A 25,407-nucleotide genomic window follows, 5' to 3' on the forward strand; every position below is an offset into this window, starting at 1 on the left:
AGCGGGCCAGTTTCAGGTTGTTGACGTTGAACAGGCGCCAGTGGCGCTCCAGTATCAGGCGATCCAGCGGACGCGCCCAGCCATTGTATGCTTCCATGGCCACTTCAACTGGTCGATCCTGCGCGTGGCCGCTCACACGAGCAAAGAATTGTGCGAAGCCTCGCGCAGTGTGCTCCACGTCGAACTCGTCGAGTAGGTCACCGCCATTTGTCCCCACCGCAACGCGGTGACAGCGGCTGCCAACGTCCAGTGCTACCTGTAGCGTTGTCTCCATGATCGGCCCTCCTTATAAACAAAACGATCAGAAATCATCCGAACGTCTCGTCTACTGTACAGAGCCACTTGACGGCACCATCCCGATTGGCGTCCCGGACGATGCAAGGGGACGGGGGCGGCATTTCAATGTCGAGCGGATGGCCAAAGCCACCGCTGACCCCGTGAGCCACACCCCCGTCATCGGCTAGATTACACCTCCAACGTCAGGGATGTCGCCCCCTTACAAATCCGATGATAGACACCGGAGCTAAGAACGCCTCTAGCACATATCACCTGTACACCGATTGTTTGAACTCAAAGATGTTGTCCGAGTGTCCAAATGACAGACCTGACACCGGTTTTTAGAGCGCGTGATTCACCCGCCACGCCAGCGGCAAGGTCAGCAGCAAAATGGCCGCCAGCGCCACCAGCGCGACCGGTACGCCGGCCGCATCGCCAAGCCGGCCGAACAGCACCGGCGCCAGCGCGCCGCCGCCGATGGTGCCGGTGTAGAACAGCGCGAACGCCTGCTCGCGCTTGCCGGGCGCGGCCAGTTCCGGCACCGTGCCGTACAACACGGATGAAGTGCCATTCAGCGCCAACCCCAGCCACGGCAGCACGGCCAGCACGCCCGCCTGCGGCAGCCATACGGCCAGCACGATCAGCAGCGCCGTCAGCGATTCCGTCAGCCACACGGTTTTCATCATGCCGATGCGCGCGCCCAGGTAGCCGCACAGCAGCTTGCCGAACGCGCCCCCGACGAACAACAGCGACAGCGCCAGGCCGATGCCGGCCGTGCCGGCGCCCTTGCTTTTCAGCAGGAACGGCAGGAAGGTGAGAAAACCCATGCGCACGGCGCTGTCGAGCACACCCGTCAGCAGCAGCGCGCGCAGCCCGCTGGCCGAGCCCGTCCGCACCGCCGTGGCCGCCGCCGCGCCCACGGGCGACGCGCCCGCGTGGTGCGCCGGAATCAGCCACCACAACAGGGCGGCAGCGCCCAGGCCCAGCAAACCCATCAACGTGACGCTGGCGCGCCAGCTGAGCACCACCAGCAGCATCCCCACCAGCCCCGGGATCAGCGTCTTGCCGATGTCGCCGGCGAAGTTGTACTGGGCCAGCGCCTGCTTGACACCACCACCGGCCTCGTGGCTGTCCGTGACCATGGACGAGGCCAGCGGATGCTGCGGGCTGGCGCCTAGCCCGCCCAGCAACAACGCCACCAGCAGCATGGCGATGCCACCCGCCTGGCCCGCGATCAAATAGGCCACGCCGGCCAGCGCCGTGCCCCCCACCAGCATGCGTGCCCGCCCCCAGCGCCGCGCCAGCCGGCTGGCCAGCAGCTGGAAGCCGGCCATCATGCCCGAATACGCGCCGCGCAACAGGCCCACCATCGCGTAGCTGATGGCGAACTGGCTTTGCCAGATCGGCAGCAGCACGTAGATGAGGTCGGTCAAGCCATCATGGATGGCGTGGGCGCCGCAGGCGGCCAGCAGGGCGCGGCGGCGGGTGGCGGTCTCGGCCGCGACGGGCTCTGCGGTCATGGCGGCGGCGGGGGTATCGGGCATCGGCAAGCGTGAATGTGCAAAAATGGCAATCTTAGCGCGTTATGACACGCGCCGCACGGGCTCAGGCATGACTGTGGGGCTGCGGCGCATGTGCCGGTGCTGCCTCCTGCACTGGCGCCTTGAGCAGGGCGTCGAACTGCTCGGCCGGCATGGGGGGCGCGAACAGATAGCCCTGGCCATAGTCGCAGCCGGCCGCCGCCAGCAAGTCGCGCTGCTCGGCCGTCTCCACCCCTTCCGCGATCACCCGCAAGCCCAGCTTGTGGGCCATGACGATGATGGCGTCCGACAGCGCCATGTCGCTCGAATCGGGGGCCAGGTTGCGGGTGAAGGAACGGTCGATCTTGAGGTAGTCGATGTCGAATTTCTTCAGGTACGACAGCGAGGAATAGCCGGTGCCGAAATCGTCGAGCGCGACCTGGATGCCGGCGTCGCGCAACTGCAGCAGCTTGTTGCTGACGGCGCTGTTGGCGTCGAGCAGCAAGCCCTCCGTGATCTCCACCACCACCGATTGGCCCGGCAGATCGAGCGCCTGCAATTCACCGAGCCAGGCCTGGTAGGAGCCATCCTCGCGCTGGAATTCCAGCGGCGACTGGTTGACGCTGACCTGGAACTCGGGATGGTGCTCGCGCCGCCAGCGCCGCACCCACTGCACCGATTCGCGCAGCACCCAGGCGCCGATGTCGATGATCAGGCCGCTGGCCTCGGCCAGCGGGATGAATTCCAGCGGACTGACCATGCCGCGCTGCGGATGGTTCCAGCGGATCAGCGCCTCGGCCTTGTGGATGCGCCCCGTGCGCAGGTGCACGATGGGCTGGAAGTACAGCGCCAGCTGGCCGCCCTTGAGCGCGCCGCGCAAGTCGTTGGTCAGGCGCATGCGGTTGAGCGCGGCCACCTGCAGCGTGGGCGTGAAATAGCTGAAGCGGTTGCGCCCGCCGCCCTTGGCCGCGTACATGGCCTGGTCGGCGTGCTTGAGCAGGTTGTCGATGTCGCGCGCGTCGTCCGGGTACAGCGTGATGCCGATCGAGGCCGACACGAAGGCTTGCTCCTCGCCCAGCGCGAACGGGGCCCGCAGGCTGTCGATGATGTGCTGGGCGATGGTGTCGACCCGGCCCTCCTCGTCCACCCCGGACAGGATCACGGTGAATTCGTCGCCGCCCAGGCGCGCCACGGTGTCGGACTTGCGCACGCAGGCGCTGATGCGGTGCGCCGCGTCCACCAGCAGCACGTCGCCCTGCTGGTGGCCCAGGGTGTCGTTGACTTCCTTGAAGTGGTCAAGGTCGATGAACAGCACGGCGATGCGGCCGCCATCGCGCTGGCTCTTGAGGATGGCGTGCGCCAGCCGGTCGTGGAACATGCGCCGGTTGGGCAGCTGGGTCAGGGCGTCGAAGTTGGCCTGCTGCCACACCAGCGCCTCGGTCTCCTTCTGCTCCGTCACGTCCTCGATCATGCACAGGTGGTGCGGGTGGCCGCGATCGGCCGTGTCGACGGCGGCGATCGAGGCGTCCACCCACACCACCGTGCCGTCCGGCCGCAGCAGCCGCTTGGACAGCTTGTAGCCGGCGATGCGTCCGGCGTTGAGCTGCTCCATCTGCAACTGTTCCGGCGCCACGTCGTCCGGGTGGCAGATGTCGAACCAGCGGCTGGCCACCATTTCCTGCTGCGAACGGCCGGCGATCTCCAGGTAGCGCGGGTTGATGTCGCTGAAGCGGCCCGTGAGCGAGTCGATCAGGGCGATGCCCATCGGCGCTTTTTCGAACATGGTGCGAAAGCGCAGCTCGCCCTTGCGGATGGTTTCCTCGGCCCGCTGGCGTTCGCGCGCCAGCAGCGAGAAGTGCACGGCCAGGCCCAGCACCAGCAGCAGCGCCACCGCGCCCAGGCCCCGGTACAGCCAGCGCAGGCGGGTGCCGCCGTCGCCCGGCTCGTACATGAAACCGTCGAAGCTGGCGTGGGCCGGCAGCATGCCCAGCCCCGCGTACACGTCGGCGATATGGCGCCAGCGCTCCGGGTTCATGTAGCCGATTTCCACCAGCACGGGCTGCACCAGCGGCACCATCTGGCGCGCCTCGTACAGCAGGTGCTGGCGGTCGTTGCGGCGCGAATACTTGTTGAGGATGAGCTCGGCGATCTGCTCCTGGTGGCTCATGGCGTACTGCCAGCCGCGCATGCTGGCCGCGCGGAACGCCTTGACCCGCTGCGGATGGGCCGCCAGTTCGGCCTCGCTGGTAAACAGGTTGTCGCCGTAGAAATCGATGCCGGCCGTGCGCGGGCTGTAGATATCGTAGGGAAAGCCGAGCCGGTCGAAGATGTCGGGCTCGTTGGTGGTGTAGATCGACATGGCGTCCACCTTGCCCGACACCAGGTCATCCGGATTGAAGCTGTGCTCGACGCGCTGGAAGCTGCTGGCCGGTATCCCTTCCTGTTTCAGGTAGGCCAGCAGTTCATCGGCGTCGCGCATTTCATCGGTGAGCGAGCCTATCATGGCGCGCTTGCCGACGATGCGCCGCAGGTCCGGTTCGCTGCCGCTCTGGCGCATGGCCAGCGCGTACGGCGAATGCTGGAAGATCACGCCCAGCACCACCACCGGCTTGCCGGCCAGCCGCGCCAGCAGCAGGCTGCTGCCGCCGACCCCGTAGTTGGCCTGGCCGGTGAGCACGGCCCGCTCCGGCTCGTTGCTGTCGCTGCCCTCGCGGATGCGCACGTCCAGTCCCGCCTCGCGATAATAGCCCTGTTCCAGCGCCGCGTAATAGCCGGCGAACTGGAACTGGTGATGGTGCTTGAGCTGCAAGGAGACGGTGTCGAGCGCATGGGCCGGCGTGGCCGCCATGAGCAGCCAGGCCCAGCCCGGCAGCAGCCAGCCGCCCCGCGCCAGATGGCGGACGACGCGGCGGCAACGGGCGGCAAGACGGGCGGACAGGTCGGGCACGGCGGATTCCAGTGTCAGGGGGTGGGCACGGGCATGCCCGCAGATTGTAGCCCGTCCGGCCGCCGCCACGCATGCCATGTCGTTGCATTACGACAAATTTCCCCGCCAACAAATCGGGGACGTAACACAATTTTGCCCTTTGGCAAAATCGTGTTACGTCCCCGATTTTTCTTTATGGCAGGTTGACGGGCGTGGGCGCCGACACGGTCTTGCCGTTGCCGAGCTGGCCTTCCGCGTTGCGGCCCCAGCCCCACAGGGTGCTGTCCGTCTGCAGGCCGAAGCTGTGGTTGGCGCCGGCGCTCACGCTGCTCCAGTTGGTGGCCACGCCGATCTGGTTCGGGCTGCTCGTGTCGAGGCCCAGGCCATCGCCGAGCTGGCCATCGCTGTTGGCGCCCCAGCCCCACAGGGTGCCATCGGTGCGCACGGCCATCGTATGGCTGCCGCCGGCCGCCACCACGGCCCAGTTGATGGCCGTGGTGATCTGGGCCGGCGCCGTCACGTTGAGCGTGCCATTGTTGCCCACCTGGCCGGAGCTGTTGCCGCCCCAGCCGAACAGGGCGCCGTCGGCGCGGATGGCCATCGAATGGGTGTCGCCGGCCGACACGGCGGTCCAGGTCGAACTGCCCACGCGGGCCGGCTGCAGTACGTCAGGGCCGCTCAAGCCATTGCCGAGCTGGCCATTCAGGTTGCCGCCCCAGGAATACAGCGAGCCGTCCGTGCGCAAGCCCAGGCTGTGGATGGTGCCGGCCGCGACCTTGAGCCAGTTGGTGGCCGTACCGATCTTGGTCGGCACCAGCTTGTCGATATTGGTGTTGTCGCCGAGCTGGCCGTCGAAGTTGCGGCCCCAGCCCCACAGCACGCCGCCCTTGTTGACGGCCAGTGCGTGGGCCTTGCCGGCCGCCACATAGGTCCAGTCGGTGGCCGTGCCAATCTTGACCGGCGTCGCCTTGTCGACGGTGGTGCCGTCGCCGAGCTGGCCGTTCTGGTTGAAGCCCCAGGCCCACAGCGTGCCGTCGGTGCGCAGCGCGATGGTGAACTGGTCACCGACGGCCACCTGCTTCCAGGTCAGCACGCTGCCCGTCACGGGGGTCGGCACATTGCGGTCGGTGGTGGTGGTGTCGCCCAGCTGACCGCGGTTGTTCAAGCCCCAGCCGTACAGGCTGCCGTCGGCCTTGCGGGCGAAGGTCTGGTTGCCGCCGGCCACCACCGTGGTCCATGGCGCCTTGACGGTCACGTCGGTGCTGCCCGTCACGTTGCCCGCGCTCTGGGTGTAGGTGGCCGTGACGGTGTCCGTGCCGACCGCCTTGCCCGTGATCTGGCCGCTGGAATACACGGTCACCAGGGTGCCCTTGGCGGCCCAGGTCACGCTCTTGGTCAAGTCCTTGGTGCTGGAGTCCGAGTAGGTCGCGGTGGCCGTCAGCGGCAGGCTGGTGCCGATGGCAATGGTGGGACTGGCCGGCGTGATGGCGATCGATACCACGGTCGGCGTGGTGGACGGCGTGGTGCTGGTGGTGGAACCGCCACCGCCGCCGCCGCAGGCGGTCAGCACGGCCAGCAGCGGCACCAGCAGCAGGGACGACAGTTTACAGGTAGCTTTCATGGTCTTCCATTTCTTCACAAAGGGGGGCCGCGCCGATCCGGGGCGCGCGCAGCGCGCAGGGCGCGCCAGCATGCAGCCAGTGTAGCGGCTGACGCCGGCGCGCCATCGTCCGAGCAAGCCTGAATTATCCACGCAAATAGCCCGATTGCGGACATTCGCAACATTTCTTTTGAGAATTATAAGAAAAAAGGCCGGCGCCCGCCTGCCGGTGCGACAGGTGGACGCCGGCCTCGTGGCCCGGCTGGCGAAGATGGCGCCTTACTTGCGGCCGCGGGCAGGAACGGCCGCGCGGGCCGGCTTGCCGCCCTTGGCCGGCGCGGCGGCGGCTGGCTTCTTGACCTTGATGGTGTCGAGGATGGACGGCCGGGCCTTGGTCTCGATGGCGGCGCGCGCCGTCAGCGAGCCGGTCAGCGCGTTGGCGCGCGGGCCGCGGGCGGCGGCCGGGCCCGGGGCCGCCTTAGCCACGGGCGGCGGCGCCGTGCGGCGCTGCTCGGCCAGCAGCGCCTTGCCGCCGGCTTCGCCCGGCGACCAGGCCGGGATCAGGTGCTTGTCGCCATTGCCGATCAGGTCGGCGCGGCCCATGCCGATCAGGGCCTCGCGCAGGATGGCCCAGTTGTCCGGGTCCTGGTAGCGCAGGAAGGCCTTGTGGATGCGGCGGATCTTGCCGCTGCGGGCCGTTTCCACCACTTCCGAGTCGGCCGTCACCTTGTGCAGCGGGTTCTTGCGCGTGTGGTACATGGTAGTGGCCATGGCCATCGGCGTGGGCATGAAAGTCTGCACCTGGTCCAGGCGGAAGTTGTTCTTCTTGAGCCACAGGGCCAGGTTCAGCATGTCCTCGTCCGTCGTGCCGGGGTGGGCCGCGATGAAATAGGGGATCAGGTATTGCTTCTTGCCCGCTTCCAGCGAGTAGCGGTCGAACATTTCCTTGAACTCGTCGTAAGCGCCGATGCCCGGCTTCATCATCTTCGACAGCGTGTTGGTTTCCGTGTGCTCGGGCGCGATCTTGAGCAGGCCGCCCACGTGGTGGGTCACCAGCTCCTTGACGTATTCGGGCGAGCGCACGGCCAGGTCGTAGCGCAGGCCGGAGCTGATCAGGATCTTCTTCACGCCGGGGATGGCGCGCGCCTTGCGGTACAAGGAGATCAGCTTGCTGTGGTCGGTGCCCAGGTTGACGCAGATCGATGGATAGACGCACGACAGCCGGCGGCAGGTGGTCTCGATCTCCTTGCTGCGGCACGCCAGCCGGTACATATTGGCCGTCGGCCCGCCCAGGTCGGAGATGGTGCCCGTGAAGCCCTTGGTCTTGTCGCGCACGTGCTCGATCTCGCGCAGGATGGACGGCTCGGAGCGGCTCTGGATGATGCGGCCCTCGTGCTCGGTGATCGAGCAGAAGGTGCAGCCGCCAAAGCAGCCGCGCATGATGTTGATCGAGAAGCGGATCATCTCCCAGGCCGGGATGTGGGCCTTGCCGTAGCTGGGATGCGGGGCGCGCGCGTAGTTCATGTCGTACACGCCATCCATCTCGTCCATCTGCAGCGGCAGCGGCGGCGGATTGAGCCAGACGTCGCGTTCGCCGTGCGCCTGCACGATGGCGCGCGCGTTGCCGGGATTGGACTCCAGGTGGAACACGCGCGAGGCGTGCGCGTACATCACGGGATCGGTGCTCACCGTTTCATACGACGGCAACCGCACCACGGTCTTGTTGTGCTGCTCCTTGGCCAGCGCCAGCCGCTCCTCGCGGCTCATGATGCGGACCGGCTTGAGCACTTCGGGCGCGGAGGCCGCGTTTTCCGTGGCGCAGGCGGTCTTGTCCTCTTTCGCCATCGCGTACGGATCGGGGATGGGATCGATCTTGCCCGGCACATCGACGCGGGTGGAATTGTGCACGGCCCAGTCCGGCCCCGGCAGCCAGCCCGGCGGCACCATGAAGGCCGTGCCGCGCAGGTCGCGGATGGTCTTGATATCCTCGCCGGCGGCCAGGCGGTGGGTCAGGTCCACCAGCGCCCGCTCGGCGTTACCGAAGATCAGCAGGTCGGCCTTGGAATCGGCCAGCACCGAGCGGCGCACCTTGTCCGACCAGTAGTCGAAGTGGGCGATGCGGCGCAGCGACGCCTCGATCGAGCCGATCACGATCGGCGTGCCGGGGAACGCTTCGCGCGCGCGCTGGGCGTACACGGTGACGGCGCGGTCGGGCCGCTTGTTCGGCTCGGCGTTGGCCGTGTAGGCGTCCTCGGAGCGGATCTTGCGGTCGGCCGTGTAGCGGTTGACCATGGAATCCATGTTGCCGGCCGTGATGCCGAAGAACAGGCGCGGCTGGCCCAGCACGCGGAACGCGTCGGCCGACAGCCAGTCCGGCTGGCTGATGATGCCGACCCGGTAGCCTTGCGCCTCCAGCAGCCGGCCCACCAGGGCCATGCCGAAGCTGGGGTGGTCGATGTAGGCGTCGCCGGTGACGAGGATGACGTCGCACTCGTCCCAGCCCAGCGCCGCCATTTCGGCACGGGACATGGGAAGGAAAGGCGCGGCCGCAGCGCGCGCAGACCGCTTGGGGACGGTCGCAAATAAATGGGTAGGGGAGCTCATATCGGACGACATTGTACCGGAAATGCCATGATGCCGCGCACCAATTGCCCGTTTTTTGGGCAAGCCGTTTCCGGAATTCTTTTATTTTTCAAACACTTGTGGCTGAGCTGGCAAACATGGCGGCGCGACAAGACATGTCAGAGTCCCATTGCTTTACCGGTCATCTTTGCTATAACTGAAACGTGGCAACTTGCTCCAACCAATCAACCGGGAGGTCACCATGCGACGCCGCCTCTATTTCATGCTGCCTGACGTGCCCAGCGCACGCGCCATGCTCGACGAACTGCTGCTGGCCCGCATCGAGATCAGCCACATGCGCTTCATGGCCCGCGACGGCGCGCTGCCGGCCGACATGCCGGACGTGAATATCCTGCAGAAAACGGACGTGGTGCACGGCGCCCAGCTGGGCATCATCATCGGCGGCGTGGTGGGACTGGCGGCGGGCGTATTCCTGACCCTGTTCCCGCTGGACGGTTACACGGTGCGCACGGCCGCCATCCTGCTCGTGGCCCTGGGCGGCGCGCTGTTCGGGGGCTGGGCGTCCGGCATGAACGCGGCCGCCGTGCCAAATTCGCGGCTCAAGCAGTTCGCCAGCCGTATCGAACAAGGGCAGGTGCTGTTGATCGTGGACGTGCCGGTGCGGCGCGTGGATGAAATCGAGGACATGATGGCCAAGCGCCATCCCGAAATCAGCTTTGGCGGTATTGAACCGCCGATGCTGGCGTTTCCGTAACGCTGGCTGCCCGGGGCTACCGGCCCCGGGTTCTCATTCCCGGCCGGCCTGACGCGCATGCGCAGGCCGGCCTTCTCATGTGCGCCGGGCGCGCTCAGATGCCCATGCTGGACAGGATATTGCCCAGCTCGCGCAAGGCCGGTTCCAGCTGCGGGTGCTTGGCGGCGAACTTGGCCGACAGTTCCTGGGTACGCTCGGCCAGGCCGTAGGTGGTGGTGCCCGCGTCGGCCGCGCGCTGGGCTGGCGCCCGCTCCATCAGGGCCTTGATATCGCCGTCGAGCTGCTGCAGCAGTTCCAACAACTCCTCATCGACGGGGCCGGCCGAGGCCAGGCGGTGGTGCAAGGAAGTGAGCGATGCTTTGAGGTTGCTGTCCATTTTCGGTTCCCGGTCAATTGGTGAATGTGGTCGCCAGGTACAGGTCTTCCACCTTCTTCCTGGCCCACGGGGTCTTGCGCAAGAATTTCAGGCTCGACTTGATGCTAGGGTCGCTGATGAAGCAGTTGATGTCAATCCGCAAGGCGAGCTGTTCCCATCCGTAATGGGCTTGCAGGCGGGTGACGATGGCTTCCAGGGTGACGCCGTCCAGGCTGGGTTTGTTCATGGTCCTATCTTACTCACATTCGGGGTGGTCAGCCCTGTTTCCCCGGTCCCGCTTGCGCCGGCACATGGAAAAAGGGCCAGCCGCGCCGATGGCGCGACTGGCCCTCCATTGTACCGCCCGCCCCGTGCTTACTGCGCGTTCAGGCCGCGGCGCTCCAGCAGCGGCGCGATGATGGCGTCGCGGCCGCGGAAGTCGCGGAACAGTTGCAGCGCGTCATCCGTACCGCCGCGCGACAGCAAGGTCTTGCGGAACCAGTCGCCGTTCTTGCGCAGCAGGCCGCCGTTTTCCTTGAACCACTGCACCGAGTCGGCGTCCAGCTTCTCGCTCCATAGGTATGCGTAGTAGCCGGCCGAGTAGCCGCCCGAGAAGCTGTGCGAGAAGTAGGTGGTGCGGTAGCGTGGCGGCACGGGTGCGAAGTCCACGCCCATGTCCTTCAGGGCCGTCGCTTCAAAGCCCACCACGTCGGTGGGGATCTGGGCCGGGGCCAGCTGGTGCCAGCGCTGGTCCAGCAGGGCGGCGGCCAGGTATTCGGTCGTCATGTAGCCCTGGTTGAACTTCTTGGACGCGATCACCTTGTCCAGCAACTCCTTGGGCATCGGTGCGCCGGTCTTGTAGTGGGTGGCGTAGTTGGCCAGCACTTCCGGCCACACGGCCCACATCTCGTTCACTTGCGACGGGTATTCGACGAAGTCGCTCGGCACATTGGTGCCCGAGAAGCGCGGATAGGTCACGTTGGAGAACATGCCGTGCAGCGCGTGGCCGAACTCGTGGAAGGCCGTCTTGACTTCGTCATACGTCAGCAGGGTCGGCTCGCCGGCGGCCGGCTTGGGAATGTTGAGGTGGTTGGCCACCACGGGATGCGTGCCCAGCAGCTTCGATTGCGAGACGTAGGCGTTCATCCACGCGCCGCCCTGCTTGTTGCTGCGGGCGTACATGTCGGCGATGAAGATGGCCAGTTGCTTGCCGTTGGCGTCGAACACATCGAACACGCGCACGTCCGGGTTGTACACGGGCAGGTCCTTGCGCTCCTTGAACGACAGGCCATACAGCTTGCCGGCCGCGTAGAACACGCCCTTGGTCAGCACGTTGTTGAGTTCAAAGTAAGGTTTGAGCTGGTTCTCGTCGAACGAGAAGCGCTGGGCGCGCAGCTTGTCCGTGTAGTAGGCCCAGTCGGCCGCGCCGACCTGGAAATTGCCGCCTTCCGCATTGGCCAGCGTTTGCAGGTCAGCCGCTTCCTTGCGCGCATTGTTGACGGCCGGCTTGGCCAGTTCGCCCAGCAGGGTGTTGACGGCGGTGGTGGTCTTGGCCGTCTGGTCTTCCAGCGCGTAGGCGGCGAAGTTGGCGTAACCGAGCAGCGCGGCCTTGTCGGCGCGGGCCTTGGCGATCTTGAGCACGATGTCGCGGCTGTCGAACTCGCCGCCGTGGCTGCCGCGCGCCAGCGAGGCGGCCATCAAGCGTTCGCGCACGGCGCGGTTGCTCAGCACGGCCAATGGTGCCTGGCCCGAGGTGTTGGTGATGGCGATCAGGTACTTGCCATCCATGCCCTTGGCCTTGGCGGCGGCGGCGGCCGTTTCGATGGCCGCGTCCGTCATGCCGGCCAGGTCGGCGCGGTTGTCCACCACCAGCGCGGAGGCGTTGGCTTCCTTCAGCACGTTCTGGGTGAAGGCCGTCTGCAGGCTGGCGATGTCGGCGTTGATGGCCTTCAGTTTTTCCTTGTCGGCGTCCGACAGCTTGGCGCCCGCGCGCACGAAGTCGGTGTGGTAGCGCTCCAGCAGGTGCTTGGCTTCCGCGTCCAGCTTGAGCTTGTCGCGCTTGGCGTACAGCGCATCGACGCGGGCGAACAGCTTGGCGTTCAGGAAGATGGCGTCGCCGTGGGCGGCCAGCTTGGGCGACATGTCGCGGTCGATGGCGTCCAGCGCGTCATTGGTGTTGGCGCCCTGCAGGTTCTGGAACGTGGTCTGCACGCGGTCCAGCAGGCGGCCCGAACGCTCCATGGCGAGGATGGTATTGTCGAACGTGGCCGGTTGCGGGTTATTGGCAATGGCGTCGATTTCCGCCAGCTGCACGCGCATGCCCTCGGCGAAGGCGGGCGCGAAGTGTTCGTCCTTGATCTTGTCGAAGGCCGGGTAGCCGAACGGCAGCGTGCTGGGCTTGAGGAAGGGGTTACCGGCCAGCGCGGCGGCGTTGATGGCGGTGGCCGGCGCGGCCGGCGCGGCGGCGTGAGCGAACTGGGTCATGGCAAGGCCAAGGCTGGCCACGAGTACGAGCATCTGAGGACGGGGCATGTTTTCATCTTTCAAAGGACGCCAAGGGATGCTGACGCGGGTAGCGCAGCATGGAAGCGGCAGATGATAGCAGGGAGACAATCCAGCGTCAGCAAAAAGCAATGTTGCAGCGCACGCAAGGGCGAAGGCGGGAATTCAGGACTTCAGGTGCGCCTCGATGCGCCGGTCCGGCACGAACCAGATCACGGCCACCAGCACGTACATGGCGAACGCGGCCCACACGTGCAGGAACGACAGCGGAATGGCCAGCAGGTACAGCACGGGGGAAATGAGACCCTTGCGGTCCTTGCCGACGGCTTGCGCCAGCGTCGGATTGTGCGGATTGCGGGAAATCAGGGCCCGCTCCAGGATCTGGTAGGCGACGGCCGACATGAACAGCATGCCGCCATAAAACGCCACCGGCACGGGCGCGAAGTGGTTCTCGCCCATCCAGCCGGTGGCGAACGGGATCAGCGACAGCCAGAACAGCAGGTGCAGGTTGGCCCACAGCACACAGCCATCGACCACGGACGAGGCGTGCAGCATGTGGTGGTGGTTGTTCCAGTAGATGCCCACGTAGATGAAACTGAGCACGTAGCTGAGCAGCACCGGCAGCAGCGGCAGCAGCGCCGCCAGGTCGGCCCCGTGCGGCACCTTCAGTTCCAGCACCATGATGGTGATGATGATGGCGATCACGCCATCGCTGAATGCTTCCAGTCTGCCTTTGCCCATCATTCCTCATCCCTGGAAATTGGCAGGCACAACGGCGCCGCCAGTTCAATTCACGGTGGACGCACCGCCTATTGGTGCGGGACCGATGCCCCCCAAGATTGGCCGGCTTGTTAGCCGGGCATCAGCTGGCAGCGAAGGCCGAAATGCGCGGCGGCCTTCGCCATGTCCCGATCGAAGGTCCACAATTCCGCCTGGTATTCCCGGACCAGCGCCAAATGCAGCGCGTCGCCCGCGCGCATAGTGGTCTGCCATCCATCCAACATATGCGCCGCCATGCGATGGTCGTTGTCATCGACGGCAAGCCTGACCAGGGCTGGCGCCACCAGACTGGCAAAGGCATCGACCACCTTGCGTGCCCCACTCCGCGTGATGAGCTTGCGCCGCACCTGTATGCCCAAGGCGGACAGCAATTCCACTTCCGTCCAACTGCTGAACGCCAGGGCTTCGCCCGGACTGGTCATCAGGCGTTCAGCGCGTTGACTGCCGGTTTCCGGAAGCAGAAAAGCCATCAAGACACTGGTGTCGACGTACCGCATCAGTAGCGATCCGATTCGCGCATTTTGCGTATGAATTCAGCCGCCGGCTCACCTTGGTATTGAATCCCGGCCCGGTGTTCGGCCAGGCTTGGGACTTGCTTGCGCGGGGGATCGCTCTTCACGAGCCTGACGACCGCCTTGCCGCGCTTGGTGATCGTGACCTGTTCACCGCCTTCCACCAACTCGATCAGCTTGCTCAACTGCGCTTTTGCCTCAGCCAAAGAAAACGTGTGCATGACGGCCTCCTGACTATCTGGATGGTCATTTGATCATAGCACGCGAGGGTGCGGCAGGCGGCGGGAACGGGTGCTGGATAGGCTATCCGGCCATCACTCCATGCGCTTCAGCGCGCAGATCTTGTTGCCCGACGGGTCGCGCAGATAGGCCAGGTACAGCGCGCCATGGGCGTTCGAACGCACGCCCGGCGGGTCTTCGCAGGCCACACCACCGTTGGCCACGCCGGCCGCGTGCCAGCGGTCGGCCATCTCGGGGTTTTCCACGGCGAAGCCGATGGTGGCGCCATTGCCGTGGCAGGCCGCTTCGCCGTTGATCGGCTTGCCGATGCCGAACACGCCGGTCTTGGTCACGTAGAACACCCGGCCCTTGTCGTCGAACTTACCTGGCGGAATGCCCAACTCGCCCAGGATGGCATCGTAAAACTGTTTGGACTTCTCAACATCGTTGGCGCCGACCATGATATGGCTGAACATCTTATCTCCCAAGAAATATCATAAACGGCCAGTGTAACCGATCCGGCGCGCCATTTCCCGCTGGCGCAGCGGCGTAATCCCACACTGGCGGCGCGCCATCATGATCACAAGACTTACGCGAACTAGAGGCGGGAGTCTAAAATACGCATTTGGGCCGTGGAAACCCCACCGCCGCCCCGCGCGACGCCCGAAAAGTCCGTGCCTGAAACACGATATCAGGCGGCGGGTATCTACCATCTACGAGGGAACATTATGGCAACACAGAAACCAAAAGTCATTTACACGCTGACGGACGAAGCGCCGCTGCTGGCAACCTATTCCCTGCTGCCTATCATTAAGAAATTCACGGAACCCGCGGGCGTCGATGTCGTTACCAGCGATATCTCGGTCGCGGCGCGCGTGCTGGCTGAATTCTCGGATTACCTGAGCGACGCGCAAAAAGTGCCCAACGCGCTGGCCGAACTGGCCGAACTGACGCAAAAGGCCGACACCAACATCATCAAGCTGCCCAACATCAGCGCTTCCGTTTCCCAGTTGATGGCCTGCGTGCGCGAGCTGCAAGGCCGCGGTTACCCGCTGCCCGACTACCCGGAAGACCCCAAGACCGACGAAGAAAAGGCGCTCAAGGCCCGCTATGGCAAGTGCATCGGCAGCGCCGTCAACCCCGTGCTGCGCGAAGGTAACTCGGACCGCCGCGCACCGAAGGCCGTCAAGGAATACGCGCGCAAGCACCCGCACTCGATGGGCGAATGGAGCCAGGCTTCGCGCACCCACGTGTCGCACATGCATCATGGCGACTTCTACCACGGCGAAAAGTCGATGACGCTGGACAAGGCGCGCGACGTCAAGATGGAACTGCTGACCACCTCGGGCAAGACCATCGTGCTGAAACCAAAAGTATCGCTGCTGGCCGGTGAAGTGATCGACAGCATGTTCATGAGCAAGAAAGCGCTGCTGGAATTCTACGAGCGCGAGCTGGAAGATGCGCGCAAGACGGGCGTGATGTTCTCGCTGCACGTGAAAGCGACCATGATGAAAGTGTCGCACCCGATCGTGTTCGGCCACTGCGTGCGCATCTTCTACAAGGACGCGTTCGCCAAGCACGCCAAGCTGTTCGAGCAACTGGGCGTGAACGTCAACAACGGCATGGTCAACCTGTACGAGAAGATCGAGACGCTGCCCGCCTCGCTCAAGGAAGAAGTGCTCAAGGACCTGCACGCCTGCCACGCCAACCGTCCGGAACTGGCCATGGTCGACTCGGCCAAGGGCATCACCAACTTCCACTCGCCCAACGACATCATCGTCGACGCGTCGATGCCAGCCATGATTCGCCTGGGCGGCAAGATGTGGGGCGCCGACGGCCGTCCGAAGGACGTCAAGGCCGTGATGCCGGAATCGACCTTCGCCCGCATCTACCAGGAGATGATCAACTTCTGCAAATGGCATGGCAACTTCGATCCGAAGACCATGGGCACCGTGCCCAACGTGGGCCTGATGGCGCAGCAAGCCGAAGAATACGGTTCGCACGACAAGACCTTCGAAGTGCCGGAGGCGGGCGTGGCCAACATCACCGACCTGGCCACCGGCGAAGTGCTGCTGAGCCAGAACGTGGAAGAAGGCGATATCTGGCGCATGTGCCAGGTCAAGGACGCGCCGATCCGCGACTGGGTCAAGCTGGCCGTCACCCGCGCCCGCAACTCGGGCATGCCGGCCGTGTTCTGGCTCGATTCCTACCGTCCGCATGAGAACGAGCTGATCAAGAAGGTCCAGGTCTACCTGAAGGACCACGACACGACCGGCCTGGACATCCAGATCATGTCGCAGACGCGCGCCATGCGCTACACGCTGGAACGCGCCATGCGCGGGCTGGACACCATCTCGGTGACCGGCAACATCCTGCGCGACTACCTGACCGACCTGTTCCCCATCATGGAACTGGGCACCAGCGCCAAGATGCTGTCCATCGTGCCCCTGATGGCCGGCGGCGGCATGTACGAGACGGGCGCCGGCGGTTCGGCGCCGAAGCACGTGAAACAGCTGGTGGAGGAAAACCACCTGCGCTGGGATTCGCTGGGCGAGTTCCTGGCGCTGGCCGTGTCGCTGGAAGAGCTGGGCATCAAGACCGGCAACGCCAAGGCCAAGATCCTGGCCAGGACGCTGGACGAAGCGACCGGCAAGCTGCTCGACAACAACAAGTCGCCATCGCCACGCACGGGCGAGCTGGACAATCGCGGCAGCCACTTCTACCTGGCGCTGTACTGGGCCCAGGCCCTGGCCGCGCAGACCGAAGACAAGGAACTGCAAGCCCACTTCGCACCGCTGGCGCAAGCGCTGGCAGCGAACGAGGCGAAGATTGTCGAGGAACTGGCGGCCGTGCAGGGCAAGCCGGTCGACATCGGCGGCTACTACGCGCCCGACGCGGAGAAGACCTCGGCCGCCATGCGTCCGAGCGCCAGCTTCAACGCGGCCCTGGCTGCCGTGTAAGGCGAAGTGCGGCGTCCCCTTGCCCGTGCAAGGGGACGCGCCGCACGGCGCGATCAGTAGTGGGGCGGACGTTCATGGGCCAGGCCGGCCCCGCCGCCCTGCGGCTGCTCGCGCAGGCGCTGGGCCAGCGTGGCGCACAGCAGTTCAAGCTTGTCGAGCTGCTGTTGCTGCTCATAGACGCGCTGGTTCAGCGCCTCCACCAGGTCTTCCTGGTGCGCCAGTTTGATTTCGATATCGATGAAACGTTCTTCGTTACTCACGACGGGCTCCTGCATGAAAGCATGCATTCTACCGCCCGCCGCCCCTAACGCAGGTAGATCCCGCCGCACATGATCAGTTCCGCCTCCGGCACGCAGTACATGGACTTCGGTTCGATCTTGCCGCTGACCGGGTCGGTGAACTTGTAATCCTGCCAGAACGGCACCTTTTTCCTGGCCAGTTCGACGCGCTCGCGGATGAAGGGCTTGCCGTCGACATCCTTCATTTCCAGCAAGTTCTTGCCTATCATCCTGGCATTGGCGCCGTGCGCGCGAACCACGCCATCCAAGCCGTAGATCACCAGGTACAGGTCACGGTCGACGAACTGGCCGTCATGCTTGTCGATCTCGGCGTAGGTCTTGTCCCGGCCGTTGGCCTTCAGATAGTTCAAGCCCTTGCGCACCATGGCCTCCGCTTCCGGCTTGGTGGCGAATTCGGCCGCCTGCACCTGCCCCAGCAGGCCGGCCAGCGCCAGCATCCCTGGCGCCCCATACTTCCAGCGTGGTGACATGCTCGCCTCATTTTCCCGCCGCCGAATTGGCATGCGAATGAGAATGATTAGATGCTAGCACCACCGCCAGATCAAGGTGGACGAATTTTTTGCCCTGGACAAAACGGGGTCAAAACCGGGCCAACTGCTGTCAAATCAAGCCTTGGGGGTGGCCAGCAGTTCCTTCATGCGTGCCAGCCGCTCCTTGGGCGTGAGCACTTCGGCTTCGGTGGGCGCGGCCGTGCCCACGTCCAGCTGCATTTCCTTGATGAAGCGCGACGGGTCGCAATGGACTTGCTCGCCAGCCCGCTTGCGCTTCTTGCACCAGGTGATCTGCAAGGTACGCTGGGCCCGCGTGATGCCCACGTACATCAGGCGGCGCTCCTCCTGCACCCGGGCCGCGATGCTCTCGGCCGGCGCGTCCGCGTCCCCCTTGTGCGGCAGGATGCCTTCCTCGCAGCCGACCAGGAACACGTGCGGATATTCCAGCCCCTTGGACGCATGCAACGTGGACATGCGCACCGCGTCCGGGTCCTCGTCCTGGCCTTCGAGCATGGACATCAGGGCCACCATCTGGGTCAGCTCCAGCACGTTCTTTTCCTCGCCGTCGCGGTCCTTGCCGCCGCGGCCGCGGTCCTTGAGCCAGTTGGTGAACTCCAGCACGTTCTGCCACTTGCCCTGGGCCGCGCGCTCCTCGAACATATCGTATAAATAGTTTTCGTAGTTGATCGCTTCCAGCAGGTCATCGAGCACCTGGGCCGCGTTGTCGCCACTGCCGGACGGGCCGGGGCGGCTGGCGCGCGCTTCGAGGTTGTTGATGAAATTGCAGAAGTCGCGCAGCGGCTTGAGCTGGCGCTCGTTGAGCTTGCCCTCGATGCCGCCCTTGAACACGGCCTCGAACAGCGAGCACTGCCACTGACCCGAGAACGAGCCCAGCACTTCCAGCGTGGACTGGCCCACGCCACGGCGCGGCGTGGTGACGGCGCGGATGAAGGCCGGGTCGTCGTCCGTGTTGGCCAGCAGGCGCAAATAGCTGATGATGTCCTTGATCTCGGCCTTGTCGAAGAAGCTCTGGCCGCCCGAGATCGTGTACGGAATGCGCTCCTTGCGCAGCGCCTGCTCGATCACGCGGGCCTGGTGGTTGCCCCGGTACAGGATGGCGTAGTCGGACCACTTGTTCTTGCGCTCGAAACGGTCGGCCGAGATCATGATGGCCACCTGTTCCGCTTCCTGGTCGTCGTTGGCCATGCCCAGCACCTTGATTGGCTCGCCCAGCCCGTGCTCGGACCACAGCGACTTCTCGAACAGCTTGGGGTTGTTGCCGATCACGGCGTTGGCCGCCTGCAGGATGCGGGTGGTGGAGCGGTAATTCTGCTCGAGCTTGATCACTTCCAGGTTGGGGAAGTCGGTCTGCAAGGTCTTCAGGTTCTCGACCGACGCGCCGCGCCAGGCGTAGATGGCCTGGTCGTCGTCCCCCACGGCCGTAAACATGGGCTTCTTGCCGATGCCCGTCACCATCAGCTTGACCAGCTCGTATTGGCAAGTGTTGGTGTCCTGGTACTCGTCCATGAGCAGGTAGCGCAGGCGGCGCTGCCACTTGTCGCGGATCGCCTCGTTGTTGCGGAACAGTTCCACGGGCAGGCGGATCAGGTCGTCGAAATCGACGGCCTGGTAGGCCGACAAGGTCGCCACGTAGCTGCGGTAGATGCGGGCCGACTGGGCCTCGTCCTCATCCCTGGCGTTCTGCAACGCCTGCTCGGGATCGACCAGGCCATTCTTCCACAAGGAAATGTCGGTCTGGATGCGGCGGATCAGCTGCTTGTCGGTCGTGATGGCCAGGTCCTGCACCAGCGAGGCGCAATCGTCGCTGTCCATGATGGAGAAGCGGTCCTTCAGGCCCAGGCCCTGCGCTTCCTGGCGCAAAATCTTCACGCCCAGCGAGTGGAAGGTGGACACCGTGAGCTGCTTGGCCTGGCGCGGCTGCTTGAGCAGCTTGGCGATCCGTTCCTGCATCTCCAGCGCCGCCTTGTTGGTGAAGGTGAGCGCGGCGATGGTGCGCGGGTCGTAGCCGCGGTCCTCGATCAGGTGGGCGATTTTCTGCGTGATCACCCGCGTCTTGCCGGAACCGGCGCCGGCCAGCACCAGGCACGGACCGTCGAGATAGGTGACGGCGGCGCTTTGCGGGACGTTGAGGCCGAATTGTGGTGCTTTGGACATCGAAATGGCAGACAGGCTGGGGTGAGCCGGCCATTGTAGCAGCCTCGCGCGCACCTGACGCGGCGCATGTAGCCGGCGGCCATTTGCGTTACCATGTTCAGATGGCGGCGCACCGCGCGCCCGAACTTGATTGGCTGTATTACTATGAAATTCGAACACTTAATTGAAATTAACGATCCGCTCAACCCGCTGATCGATGCCCTCACCGTGGACCAGCTGTGGCGCGGCCTGGTGCTGCGCGCCGAGTCGCCCAAGCTGTTCGTGCCGCACCTGGACGACTGCGTGATCGTCGAGCGCAGCGAGCACACCTTCCGCCGCCGCCTGCGCTACGGCGAGCTGGTGATCGAGGACCAGGTGCTGCTCACACCCATGCACCAGATCCGCTACGAGGTGGCGCCCCAGCAGGACATCGCCGCCTCCAGCCTGACCATGACCATCGAACGGCCCGAACCGCAGGTGCTGTTCGTGCGCTTCGAATACGTGGATGCGCACGACGCGGCCACCGACGCGGCCAACGCCATGTACGACGAGTTCCGCCGCTCGGCCTACCAGGAATCGGACATCGACACCATCCGCGTGCTGCGCGACCTGGCCGCCAGCGGCCGCCTGGACGCCATCCTCAACTAGCGAACGTTTCAACCGTCCCGGCCCCGCACGGGCGCCGGCTTCGCGTCAAGGCCGCGCCAGCCGGCCCCATACCTGTTCCATCCGCAACGGCTGGCCGCCCAGCGCCAGCACCTGCTCAGCCGCCAGCACTTCGCGGATGGTATGCAACTGGCCGCGCGTATCGCGTTGCAGGAACACGCTGAGCGGTGCGCCGCGCGGGCCGATCACCGATTCCACGTGTGGCATGGTCGAGCGCAAGCCCTTGCGCGACACCACGCCCACTTCCCCGTTGAGCAGCCTGACCCAGGTGCCCACGGGATAAATCCCCAGCTCACGGATCATCACGGCCGCCAGGTGGCCATCGAGCACGCTGCGTCCCTCCAGCAGGATGTCGCGCAGGGCCGCGTTGGGCAGCAGCGGTTGCAAATAGTGGCGGCTGACCACGCGCGCGCAATAGCGGTCGGCCAGTGCGATCAGCTTGGCGCCGACGGGAATGTCCTCCCCCTTCTTGCCACCCGGATAACCACTGCCATCCTCATTCTCATGGTGGTGCAGCACGCAGGCCAGCCAGTCCGGGTCGGTCACGCCGGCGTGGCGCAGCAGGGCCGCGCCGCGCTGTGGATGCTGGCGCACCCGTTCCAGGTCCTGCTCGCTCAGCTTGCCCCGGCTCTCGTGCAGGCGCAGATACTGCTCCTGCATGCCCACGTTCATGGTCAGCGCCGCCAGCGTGGTGGTGAAGATGGCGCGCGCGTCGTGGCGCAGGGCACGCGCGGCCAGCTGGGCCAGCACGGCCGTGTCCACGCTGTGGCGCACCGCGTAGGGCGCCGCCTGCTGGTTGTGCAGGATGCTGGCCACAGCCACGTCGGCGCTCAGGTCCACGGCCTGGGTGACCAGCAACGCCACTTCCTCCAGCCGCCGCACGATATCGTGCGGCGCCAGCCGGGCCGCCACCAGTTCCAGCGCCTGCTGCAGTTCCACGCAGGCCGTGTTGAGCTTGCGCAGCACCGATTGCGGCGCCGGCGCGGGCGCCACGGCGTCGCTGTGGTCCTCGTAGGTGCCGCGCTCGACCAGGTAATCGATCTGGTTGACGTTGGCGATCAGGTGGCCTTTGCGTACCAGCAGCATGCCGTTGCTGGCATACACATCCCATGGCACCAGCATGCCCAGCTTCAGGTCCGCCCGGCTGACTCTGTTAATCCCCACTCATTCCCCCGCGCGGCCAGCCCGGCAAGCTGGCGCCTCGTCTTTGTCTGTTGGCAAAAAAACCATAGCACAGAAGCATAACGGTTTTAGCGGGCAATACCGTAGCGATTCCCGTTGCGCAGACGGGAAAACGCGCCGGACTGTTGTATTTTTGCTTTAACGCATCATTGTTTTCTAAATTGCAATCACCTGAAGCGTCGCGCTCACGCCCCCGGGCAGCATGGCACGGGCCCGGCCGGCGATGCCTGCCCCCGCTCGAGCTGGCGGGCCAGGTCGCGCAAGGCCGTGCGCACGCCTTCCTCGATGACCGGATGGTAGAACGGCATGTCCAGCATGGCCGCCACCGTCAGTCCCGCCTGGCATGCCCAGGCCAGCAGGTGGGCCAGGTGTTCGGCGCGCGGCGCCACCATTTCCGCGCCCAGGAAGCGGCCCGTACCGAGTTCGCCATACACGCGCAGCAAGCCTTCGTTCTGCCGCATCACGCGGCTGCGGCCCTGGTCCTCGAAACTGGCCTGGCCGATGGCGTAGCGGTCCGCGTGGGTCGCGCACAGCGTGCGGTAGCTGGCGCCGGCCGTGGCGATCTGCGGCTCGGTAAAGGCCACCGCCAGCGGCGTGCGCCGCAAGCCCGGCGCCACCCGCGGGTGGCGGGCCGCGTTGTCGCCGGCGATCCGGCCCTGGTCCACCGCTTCCGGCAGCAGCGGGCGTTCGTTGTTGGCGTCGCCGGCGATGAAGATGGCGCTGGCCCCGCACTGCATGGTGTGCTGGTCGTACAGGGGGATGCCGTGGCGGTCCAGCGTCAGGCCCGTCGTCTCCAGTCCCAGCTGGTGCACATTGGGCTGGCGGCCGATGGCGCACAGCACCTGGTCGTAGCGCTCCTCGCGCAGGCGGCCATCGCCGTCACGGCTGCGCACCAGCAGCTGCGCCCCGTCCGCCGCGATGGCCTTGACCACCGTGTGGAAGCGCAGATCGAGTTCGCGCGCCAGCGCTTGCGCGGCGGCCATGGCCACGGCCGGGTCGCCCAGCTGGGCCATGCTGTCGCCGCGCGCGTACAGGGCCACCCGCACGCCCAGCCGCTGCAGCGCCTGGCCCAGCTCCAGGCCGATGATGCCGGTGCCGATCACGGCCACCGAACCGGGCAGGCTGGCCCAGTCGAACACGGCGTCGCTGCCGGTCACGCGCGGCCCGGCCGCCAGCCAGGCCGGCGGCAGGATGGGACTGGAGCCGGTGGCGATCACCACGCTGCGCGCCTGCACCGCTGTGTGCTGGTCCACCTGCAGCCGGTCCGGCGCCACGAAGCGGGCGTGGCCGCGCAGCTTGTCGGTGACGGGAATCTGCTCCACCGTGTCGAGCACGAAACCGACGAAACGGTCGCGCTCCGCCCGCACGCGGGCCATGACGGCCGCGCCATCCACACGCACGGCGCCCGGGTGGACGCCAAAGCCGGGCGCGGCCGCCAGCGCGTGGGCCGCCTCGGCCGCCGCGATCAACAGCTTGCTGGGCATGCAGCCCACGCGCGCGCAGGTGGTGCCGTAGGGCCCGCCTTCGATCAGCACGGTCCGCGCGCCGGCCGCGCGCGCGGCGCGATAGGCATTCAACCCGGCCGTACCGGCGCCGATCACGGCCACATCCGTTTCCAGGGTTTGCATGGTGCGCTCCCGGCCGGCATAAGGCCGGCATGGGGCTGATGTTACGCCGCTTCGCATGCAGGCAGCGCGAAGCTGCGCGCCGTTGTGCGGGCGCAAGCCGCGCGCCGTTAAAGTTGTACTTTGGTTTTACTTTGCGGCAAAACCGCATTAGTATTACTTATCCTTCCGAACTTTTATAAGTGCAGCTTATGGGAAACCTGGACTACCGTGCCCTGGCCGTACTCGACGCTGTCGCCAGCCATGGCAGCTTTGAAAAAGCCGCGCTGGCCCTGGGCATCAGCCAGTCGGCCGTGTCGCAGCGGATCAAGGCCCTGGAGGACGCCAGCGGCCGGCTGCTGATCGTGCGCGGCCAGCCGGCCGTGCCCACCGGGCTGGGGCAGCGGCTGGTGTCCCACCACCGCAACGTCAAGCTGATGGAAGCGGCGCTCGACATCGACCTGGGCAATCCGGTCAGCATGCCGGAAATCGCGCTGGCCGTGGACGCGGCCAGCCTGGCCACCTGGTTCCCCCTGAGCCTGCAACCGCTGCTGTCGCCGCCGCGCTGCCAGTTGCAGGTGCAGGCGGCCGCGCCCGAGCTGGCGCTGCACCTGGTGCATGAAGGCAGCGTGTTCGGCTGCGTGGCCGCCAGCGCCGTCGGCGGCGCCGACCAGCCCAACGGCCCCAACGTCACCCAGCTGGGGCTGATGCGCTACGTGTGCGTGGCCACGCCCGTGTTCGCCGGCCACTGGTTCGGTGATGGTTTCTCGGCCGAGGCGGTGACGCTGGCGCCGGCCGTCGTCAGCGATGGCGAGCTGATGGCGCGTTTCCTGGCCGGCGCCGTGCAGGTGCAGGGCGGGTATCCGCACCACACCATGCCGCTCTCGCCGGCCTACAGCGAATGCATCCACGGCGGCCTGGCGTATGGCTTGCTGCCGCTGCCGCAAGTGGGCCCGGCGCTGGCACAGGAACGGCTGGTGGACCTGGCGCCGGGCCAGCACGTGGACGTGGCGCTGGCCTGGCACGCGTGGAACCTCGATACGCCGTTCACGCGCGCCCTGTCCGAACAGGTGGTGGCGACGGCGCGACGTTATCTGCTGCAGCCGTAGGTGCGGGCCGGCGCCGGCGAGGCGGCCATTTTCAAGGATTTGTTGAAACTGTCTGCGACGAATGGGGCTGTTTCGTCTCCGACCCGCAAGGCATCATGCGCCGGACCTTTCAACACCCGGAGCCGCCATGTCCACCAGCGCACACACTGAACTGACCCTCATCACCATCGACCTTTCCTTCCATGCGGCCGCTGCCGCCGTAGTGCAGGCGCTGCTGGCGCCATACGGCGTGCGCTGCCGCGAAATCCGGGCACCGCATGAACGCGCGTTCGAACTGCTGCGCCGGGGCGAGGGCGACCTGTTATGCGCGGCCTGGCTGCCGGGCAGCCATGGCGACTACTTGCGCCCGTTCGCGCACGAGATCGAATCCGTGGCCGTGCTCTACACGCCGTATGCGCTATGGGGTGTGCCCGATTACGTGCCGCCGGCACGGGTGGCGCAACTGGCCGACCTGGCCCGCCCCGACGTGGCGGCGCGCATGGAGCACCAGATCCAGGGCATCGGCCCGGGCGCCGGCATCAGCCGCTTTTCCCGCGAGATCATGGCACGCTACGGGCTGGAACAGGCCGGCTACCGGTTCAGCAACGGCACCCTGGATCAATGCGTGACGGCATACGAGCAGGCGGTGGCGGCGCAACGCTGGGTGGTGCTGCCGTTGTGGCAACCGCAATACCTGCACCGCAGCCACCGCATCCGCGCGCTGGCCGATCCGGAAGGTTTATTGCGTGGCCGCGATGAGGCCACGCTGCTGTTGCGCAAGGATTGCGCCGGACGGCTGCCAGCGGGCGCGCTGGCCGCCCTGCGCGCACTACACCTGGGCAACGAACAGCTGAGCTGGCTCGACCATCTGATCATGCGCGAGCAACTCAACCCGGCGCAGGCGGCGGCGCGGCTGGCGCAGGCGCCCGCGTAACG

23 protein-coding genes are annotated in these 25,407 nt (G+C 65.9%); 6 read left to right on the top strand and 17 right to left on the bottom strand.

Features of this window, described 5'->3' with window-relative positions:
* The 5 genes from H3H36_RS27685 to H3H36_RS04825 all read right to left on the bottom strand — a co-directional run.
* Positions 1-274: IS110 family transposase (locus tag H3H36_RS27685; protein ID WP_375539569.1), on the bottom strand; the 274-nt coding region annotated here is incomplete at its 3' end.
* A 343-nt stretch (positions 275-617) separates the two neighbouring features.
* On the bottom strand, positions 618-1,796 hold the full coding sequence (locus H3H36_RS04810; RefSeq protein WP_220459657.1) for an MFS transporter: 1,179 nt from the start codon (positions 1,794-1,796) through the stop codon (positions 618-620).
* An 85-nt stretch (positions 1,797-1,881) separates the two neighbouring features.
* Positions 1,882-4,743 (bottom strand): EAL domain-containing protein, encoded by a 2,862-nt coding sequence (locus H3H36_RS04815; RefSeq protein ID WP_311196575.1) that lies wholly within the window; start codon positions 4,741-4,743, stop codon positions 1,882-1,884.
* Positions 4,744-4,915: 172 nt separating this feature from the next.
* A complete protein-coding gene (locus H3H36_RS04820; protein WP_182214747.1) occupies positions 4,916-6,343 on the bottom strand; it encodes an RCC1 domain-containing protein in 1,428 nt (475 codons plus the stop codon).
* Positions 6,344-6,601: 258 nt separating this feature from the next.
* Positions 6,602-8,926, bottom strand: a complete 2,325-nt coding sequence (locus tag H3H36_RS04825; protein WP_182214750.1) for a YgiQ family radical SAM protein — start codon at positions 8,924-8,926, stop codon at positions 6,602-6,604.
* 27 nt (positions 8,927-8,953) lie between these two features.
* Here H3H36_RS04825 and H3H36_RS04830 point away from each other — a divergent pair, with 27 nt between their 5' ends.
* Positions 8,954-9,178 carry a hypothetical protein gene (locus H3H36_RS04830; protein ID WP_182214752.1) on the top strand — a complete coding sequence of 75 codons (225 nt, stop codon included), beginning with the start codon at positions 8,954-8,956 and terminating at the stop codon, positions 9,176-9,178.
* Complete coding sequence (locus tag H3H36_RS04835) at positions 9,147-9,659, top strand: DUF1269 domain-containing protein (protein WP_182214754.1); 513 nt, start codon at positions 9,147-9,149, stop codon at positions 9,657-9,659. Before H3H36_RS04830 ends, H3H36_RS04835 begins: the two co-directional genes overlap by 32 nt.
* A gap of 94 nt (positions 9,660-9,753) precedes the next feature.
* Here H3H36_RS04835 and H3H36_RS04840 read toward each other — a convergent pair whose 3' ends face one another.
* The 7 genes from H3H36_RS04840 to H3H36_RS04870 all read right to left on the bottom strand — a co-directional run bounded on the left by H3H36_RS04840 (position 9,754) and on the right by H3H36_RS04870 (position 14,503).
* A complete protein-coding gene (locus H3H36_RS04840) occupies positions 9,754-10,035 on the bottom strand; it encodes a DUF4404 family protein (RefSeq protein ID WP_182151788.1) in 282 nt (93 codons plus the stop codon).
* A gap of 13 nt (positions 10,036-10,048) precedes the next feature.
* The gene (locus H3H36_RS04845; protein ID WP_182160976.1) at positions 10,049-10,261 is read right to left on the bottom strand and encodes a VF530 family protein; all 213 of its coding nucleotides are present in this window, start codon (positions 10,259-10,261) and stop codon (positions 10,049-10,051) included.
* A gap of 128 nt (positions 10,262-10,389) precedes the next feature.
* Positions 10,390-12,531 carry a M3 family metallopeptidase gene (locus H3H36_RS04850; RefSeq protein WP_375539575.1) on the bottom strand — a complete coding sequence of 714 codons (2,142 nt, stop codon included), beginning with the start codon at positions 12,529-12,531 and terminating at the stop codon, positions 10,390-10,392.
* A gap of 150 nt (positions 12,532-12,681) precedes the next feature.
* The gene (locus tag H3H36_RS04855) at positions 12,682-13,257 is read right to left on the bottom strand and encodes a TMEM175 family protein (RefSeq protein ID WP_182215307.1); all 576 of its coding nucleotides are present in this window, start codon (positions 13,255-13,257) and stop codon (positions 12,682-12,684) included.
* A 110-nt stretch (positions 13,258-13,367) separates the two neighbouring features.
* A complete protein-coding gene (locus H3H36_RS04860; protein WP_182214759.1) occupies positions 13,368-13,793 on the bottom strand; it encodes a type II toxin-antitoxin system VapC family toxin in 426 nt (141 codons plus the stop codon).
* Entirely contained in the window at positions 13,793-14,029 is a 237-nt protein-coding gene (locus tag H3H36_RS04865) for a type II toxin-antitoxin system Phd/YefM family antitoxin (RefSeq protein WP_182214762.1), read from the bottom strand. Before H3H36_RS04865 ends, H3H36_RS04860 begins: the two co-directional genes overlap by 1 nt.
* Before the next feature lie 93 nt (positions 14,030-14,122).
* Positions 14,123-14,503 carry a VOC family protein gene (locus H3H36_RS04870; protein WP_182214765.1) on the bottom strand — a complete coding sequence of 127 codons (381 nt, stop codon included), beginning with the start codon at positions 14,501-14,503 and terminating at the stop codon, positions 14,123-14,125.
* A gap of 252 nt (positions 14,504-14,755) precedes the next feature.
* Here H3H36_RS04870 and H3H36_RS04875 point away from each other — a divergent pair, with 252 nt between their 5' ends.
* Positions 14,756-16,987: an NADP-dependent isocitrate dehydrogenase gene (locus H3H36_RS04875; RefSeq protein ID WP_182214768.1), complete on the top strand. Its 2,232-nt coding sequence runs from the start codon at positions 14,756-14,758 to the stop codon at positions 16,985-16,987.
* Between the two features lie 53 nt (positions 16,988-17,040).
* On the opposite strand, the gene H3H36_RS04880 is transcribed toward H3H36_RS04875, so the two are convergent.
* The 3 genes from H3H36_RS04880 to H3H36_RS04890 form a co-directional block, all read right to left on the bottom strand.
* A complete protein-coding gene (locus H3H36_RS04880; RefSeq protein WP_375539570.1) occupies positions 17,041-17,247 on the bottom strand; it encodes a SlyX family protein in 207 nt (68 codons plus the stop codon).
* A gap of 44 nt (positions 17,248-17,291) precedes the next feature.
* Entirely contained in the window at positions 17,292-17,756 is a 465-nt protein-coding gene (locus tag H3H36_RS04885; protein WP_229219751.1) for a cache domain-containing protein, read from the bottom strand.
* Between the two features lie 135 nt (positions 17,757-17,891).
* The gene (locus tag H3H36_RS04890) at positions 17,892-19,952 is read right to left on the bottom strand and encodes a UvrD-helicase domain-containing protein (RefSeq protein ID WP_182214774.1); all 2,061 of its coding nucleotides are present in this window, start codon (positions 19,950-19,952) and stop codon (positions 17,892-17,894) included.
* Between the two features lie 144 nt (positions 19,953-20,096).
* On the opposite strand from H3H36_RS04890, the gene H3H36_RS04895 reads away from it, so the two are divergent.
* Positions 20,097-20,579: an SRPBCC family protein gene (locus tag H3H36_RS04895; protein ID WP_182214776.1), complete on the top strand. Its 483-nt coding sequence runs from the start codon at positions 20,097-20,099 to the stop codon at positions 20,577-20,579.
* A gap of 45 nt (positions 20,580-20,624) precedes the next feature.
* Here H3H36_RS04895 and H3H36_RS04900 read toward each other — a convergent pair whose 3' ends face one another.
* Both H3H36_RS04900 and H3H36_RS04905 read right to left on the bottom strand, forming a co-directional pair.
* Positions 20,625-21,761: an HD-GYP domain-containing protein gene (locus tag H3H36_RS04900; RefSeq protein ID WP_311196576.1), complete on the bottom strand. Its 1,137-nt coding sequence runs from the start codon at positions 21,759-21,761 to the stop codon at positions 20,625-20,627.
* 203 nt (positions 21,762-21,964) lie between these two features.
* On the bottom strand, positions 21,965-23,407 hold the full coding sequence (locus tag H3H36_RS04905) for a dihydrolipoyl dehydrogenase (RefSeq protein WP_182214778.1): 1,443 nt from the start codon (positions 23,405-23,407) through the stop codon (positions 21,965-21,967).
* 188 nt (positions 23,408-23,595) lie between these two features.
* On the opposite strand from H3H36_RS04905, the gene H3H36_RS04910 reads away from it, so the two are divergent.
* Together H3H36_RS04910 and H3H36_RS04915 are read left to right on the top strand one after the other, a co-directional pair.
* Complete coding sequence (locus H3H36_RS04910) at positions 23,596-24,492, top strand: ArgP/LysG family DNA-binding transcriptional regulator (protein ID WP_182214781.1); 897 nt, start codon at positions 23,596-23,598, stop codon at positions 24,490-24,492.
* Between the two features lie 127 nt (positions 24,493-24,619).
* Positions 24,620-25,405: a glycine betaine ABC transporter substrate-binding protein gene (locus tag H3H36_RS04915; protein ID WP_182214784.1), complete on the top strand. Its 786-nt coding sequence runs from the start codon at positions 24,620-24,622 to the stop codon at positions 25,403-25,405.
* Positions 25,406-25,407 lie beyond the last annotated feature (2 nt).

Origin of the sequence: Rugamonas fusca, assembly GCF_014042365.1 — a bacterium.
Lineage (GTDB): Bacteria > Pseudomonadota > Gammaproteobacteria > Burkholderiales > Burkholderiaceae_D > Rugamonas > Rugamonas fusca.

What these genes read in the sequence shown, in the direction of transcription:
- H3H36_RS04835 (WP_182214754.1), top strand. Translation starts at nt 9,147, where the DNA reads ATGCGACGCCGCCTCTATTTCATGCTGCCTGACGTGCCCAGCGCACGC.
- H3H36_RS04895 (WP_182214776.1), top strand. Translation starts at nt 20,097, where the DNA reads ATGAAATTCGAACACTTAATTGAAATTAACGATCCGCTCAACCCGCTG.
- H3H36_RS04915 (WP_182214784.1), top strand. Translation starts at nt 24,620, where the DNA reads ATGTCCACCAGCGCACACACTGAACTGACCCTCATCACCATCGACCTT.
- H3H36_RS04810 (WP_220459657.1), bottom strand. Translation starts at nt 1,796, where the DNA reads ATGACCGCAGAGCCCGTCGCGGCCGAGACCGCCACCCGCCGCCGCGCC.
- H3H36_RS04875 (WP_182214768.1), top strand. Translation starts at nt 14,756, where the DNA reads ATGGCAACACAGAAACCAAAAGTCATTTACACGCTGACGGACGAAGCG.
- H3H36_RS04820 (WP_182214747.1), bottom strand. Translation starts at nt 6,343, where the DNA reads ATGAAAGCTACCTGTAAACTGTCGTCCCTGCTGCTGGTGCCGCTGCTG.
- H3H36_RS04860 (WP_182214759.1), bottom strand. Translation starts at nt 13,793, where the DNA reads ATGCGGTACGTCGACACCAGTGTCTTGATGGCTTTTCTGCTTCCGGAA.
- H3H36_RS04845 (WP_182160976.1), bottom strand. Translation starts at nt 10,261, where the DNA reads ATGAACAAACCCAGCCTGGACGGCGTCACCCTGGAAGCCATCGTCACC.
- H3H36_RS04905 (WP_182214778.1), bottom strand. Translation starts at nt 23,407, where the DNA reads ATGCAAACCCTGGAAACGGATGTGGCCGTGATCGGCGCCGGTACGGCC.
- H3H36_RS04885 (WP_229219751.1), bottom strand. Translation starts at nt 17,756, where the DNA reads ATGTCACCACGCTGGAAGTATGGGGCGCCAGGGATGCTGGCGCTGGCC.
- H3H36_RS04910 (WP_182214781.1), top strand. Translation starts at nt 23,596, where the DNA reads ATGGGAAACCTGGACTACCGTGCCCTGGCCGTACTCGACGCTGTCGCC.
- H3H36_RS04855 (WP_182215307.1), bottom strand. Translation starts at nt 13,257, where the DNA reads ATGGGCAAAGGCAGACTGGAAGCATTCAGCGATGGCGTGATCGCCATC.
- H3H36_RS04890 (WP_182214774.1), bottom strand. Translation starts at nt 19,952, where the DNA reads ATGTCCAAAGCACCACAATTCGGCCTCAACGTCCCGCAAAGCGCCGCC.
- H3H36_RS04850 (WP_375539575.1), bottom strand. Translation starts at nt 12,531, where the DNA reads ATGCTCGTACTCGTGGCCAGCCTTGGCCTTGCCATGACCCAGTTCGCT.
- H3H36_RS04830 (WP_182214752.1), top strand. Translation starts at nt 8,954, where the DNA reads ATGATGCCGCGCACCAATTGCCCGTTTTTTGGGCAAGCCGTTTCCGGA.
- H3H36_RS04825 (WP_182214750.1), bottom strand. Translation starts at nt 8,926, where the DNA reads ATGAGCTCCCCTACCCATTTATTTGCGACCGTCCCCAAGCGGTCTGCG.
- H3H36_RS04840 (WP_182151788.1), bottom strand. Translation starts at nt 10,035, where the DNA reads ATGGACAGCAACCTCAAAGCATCGCTCACTTCCTTGCACCACCGCCTG.
- H3H36_RS04870 (WP_182214765.1), bottom strand. Translation starts at nt 14,503, where the DNA reads ATGTTCAGCCATATCATGGTCGGCGCCAACGATGTTGAGAAGTCCAAA.
- H3H36_RS04865 (WP_182214762.1), bottom strand. Translation starts at nt 14,029, where the DNA reads ATGCACACGTTTTCTTTGGCTGAGGCAAAAGCGCAGTTGAGCAAGCTG.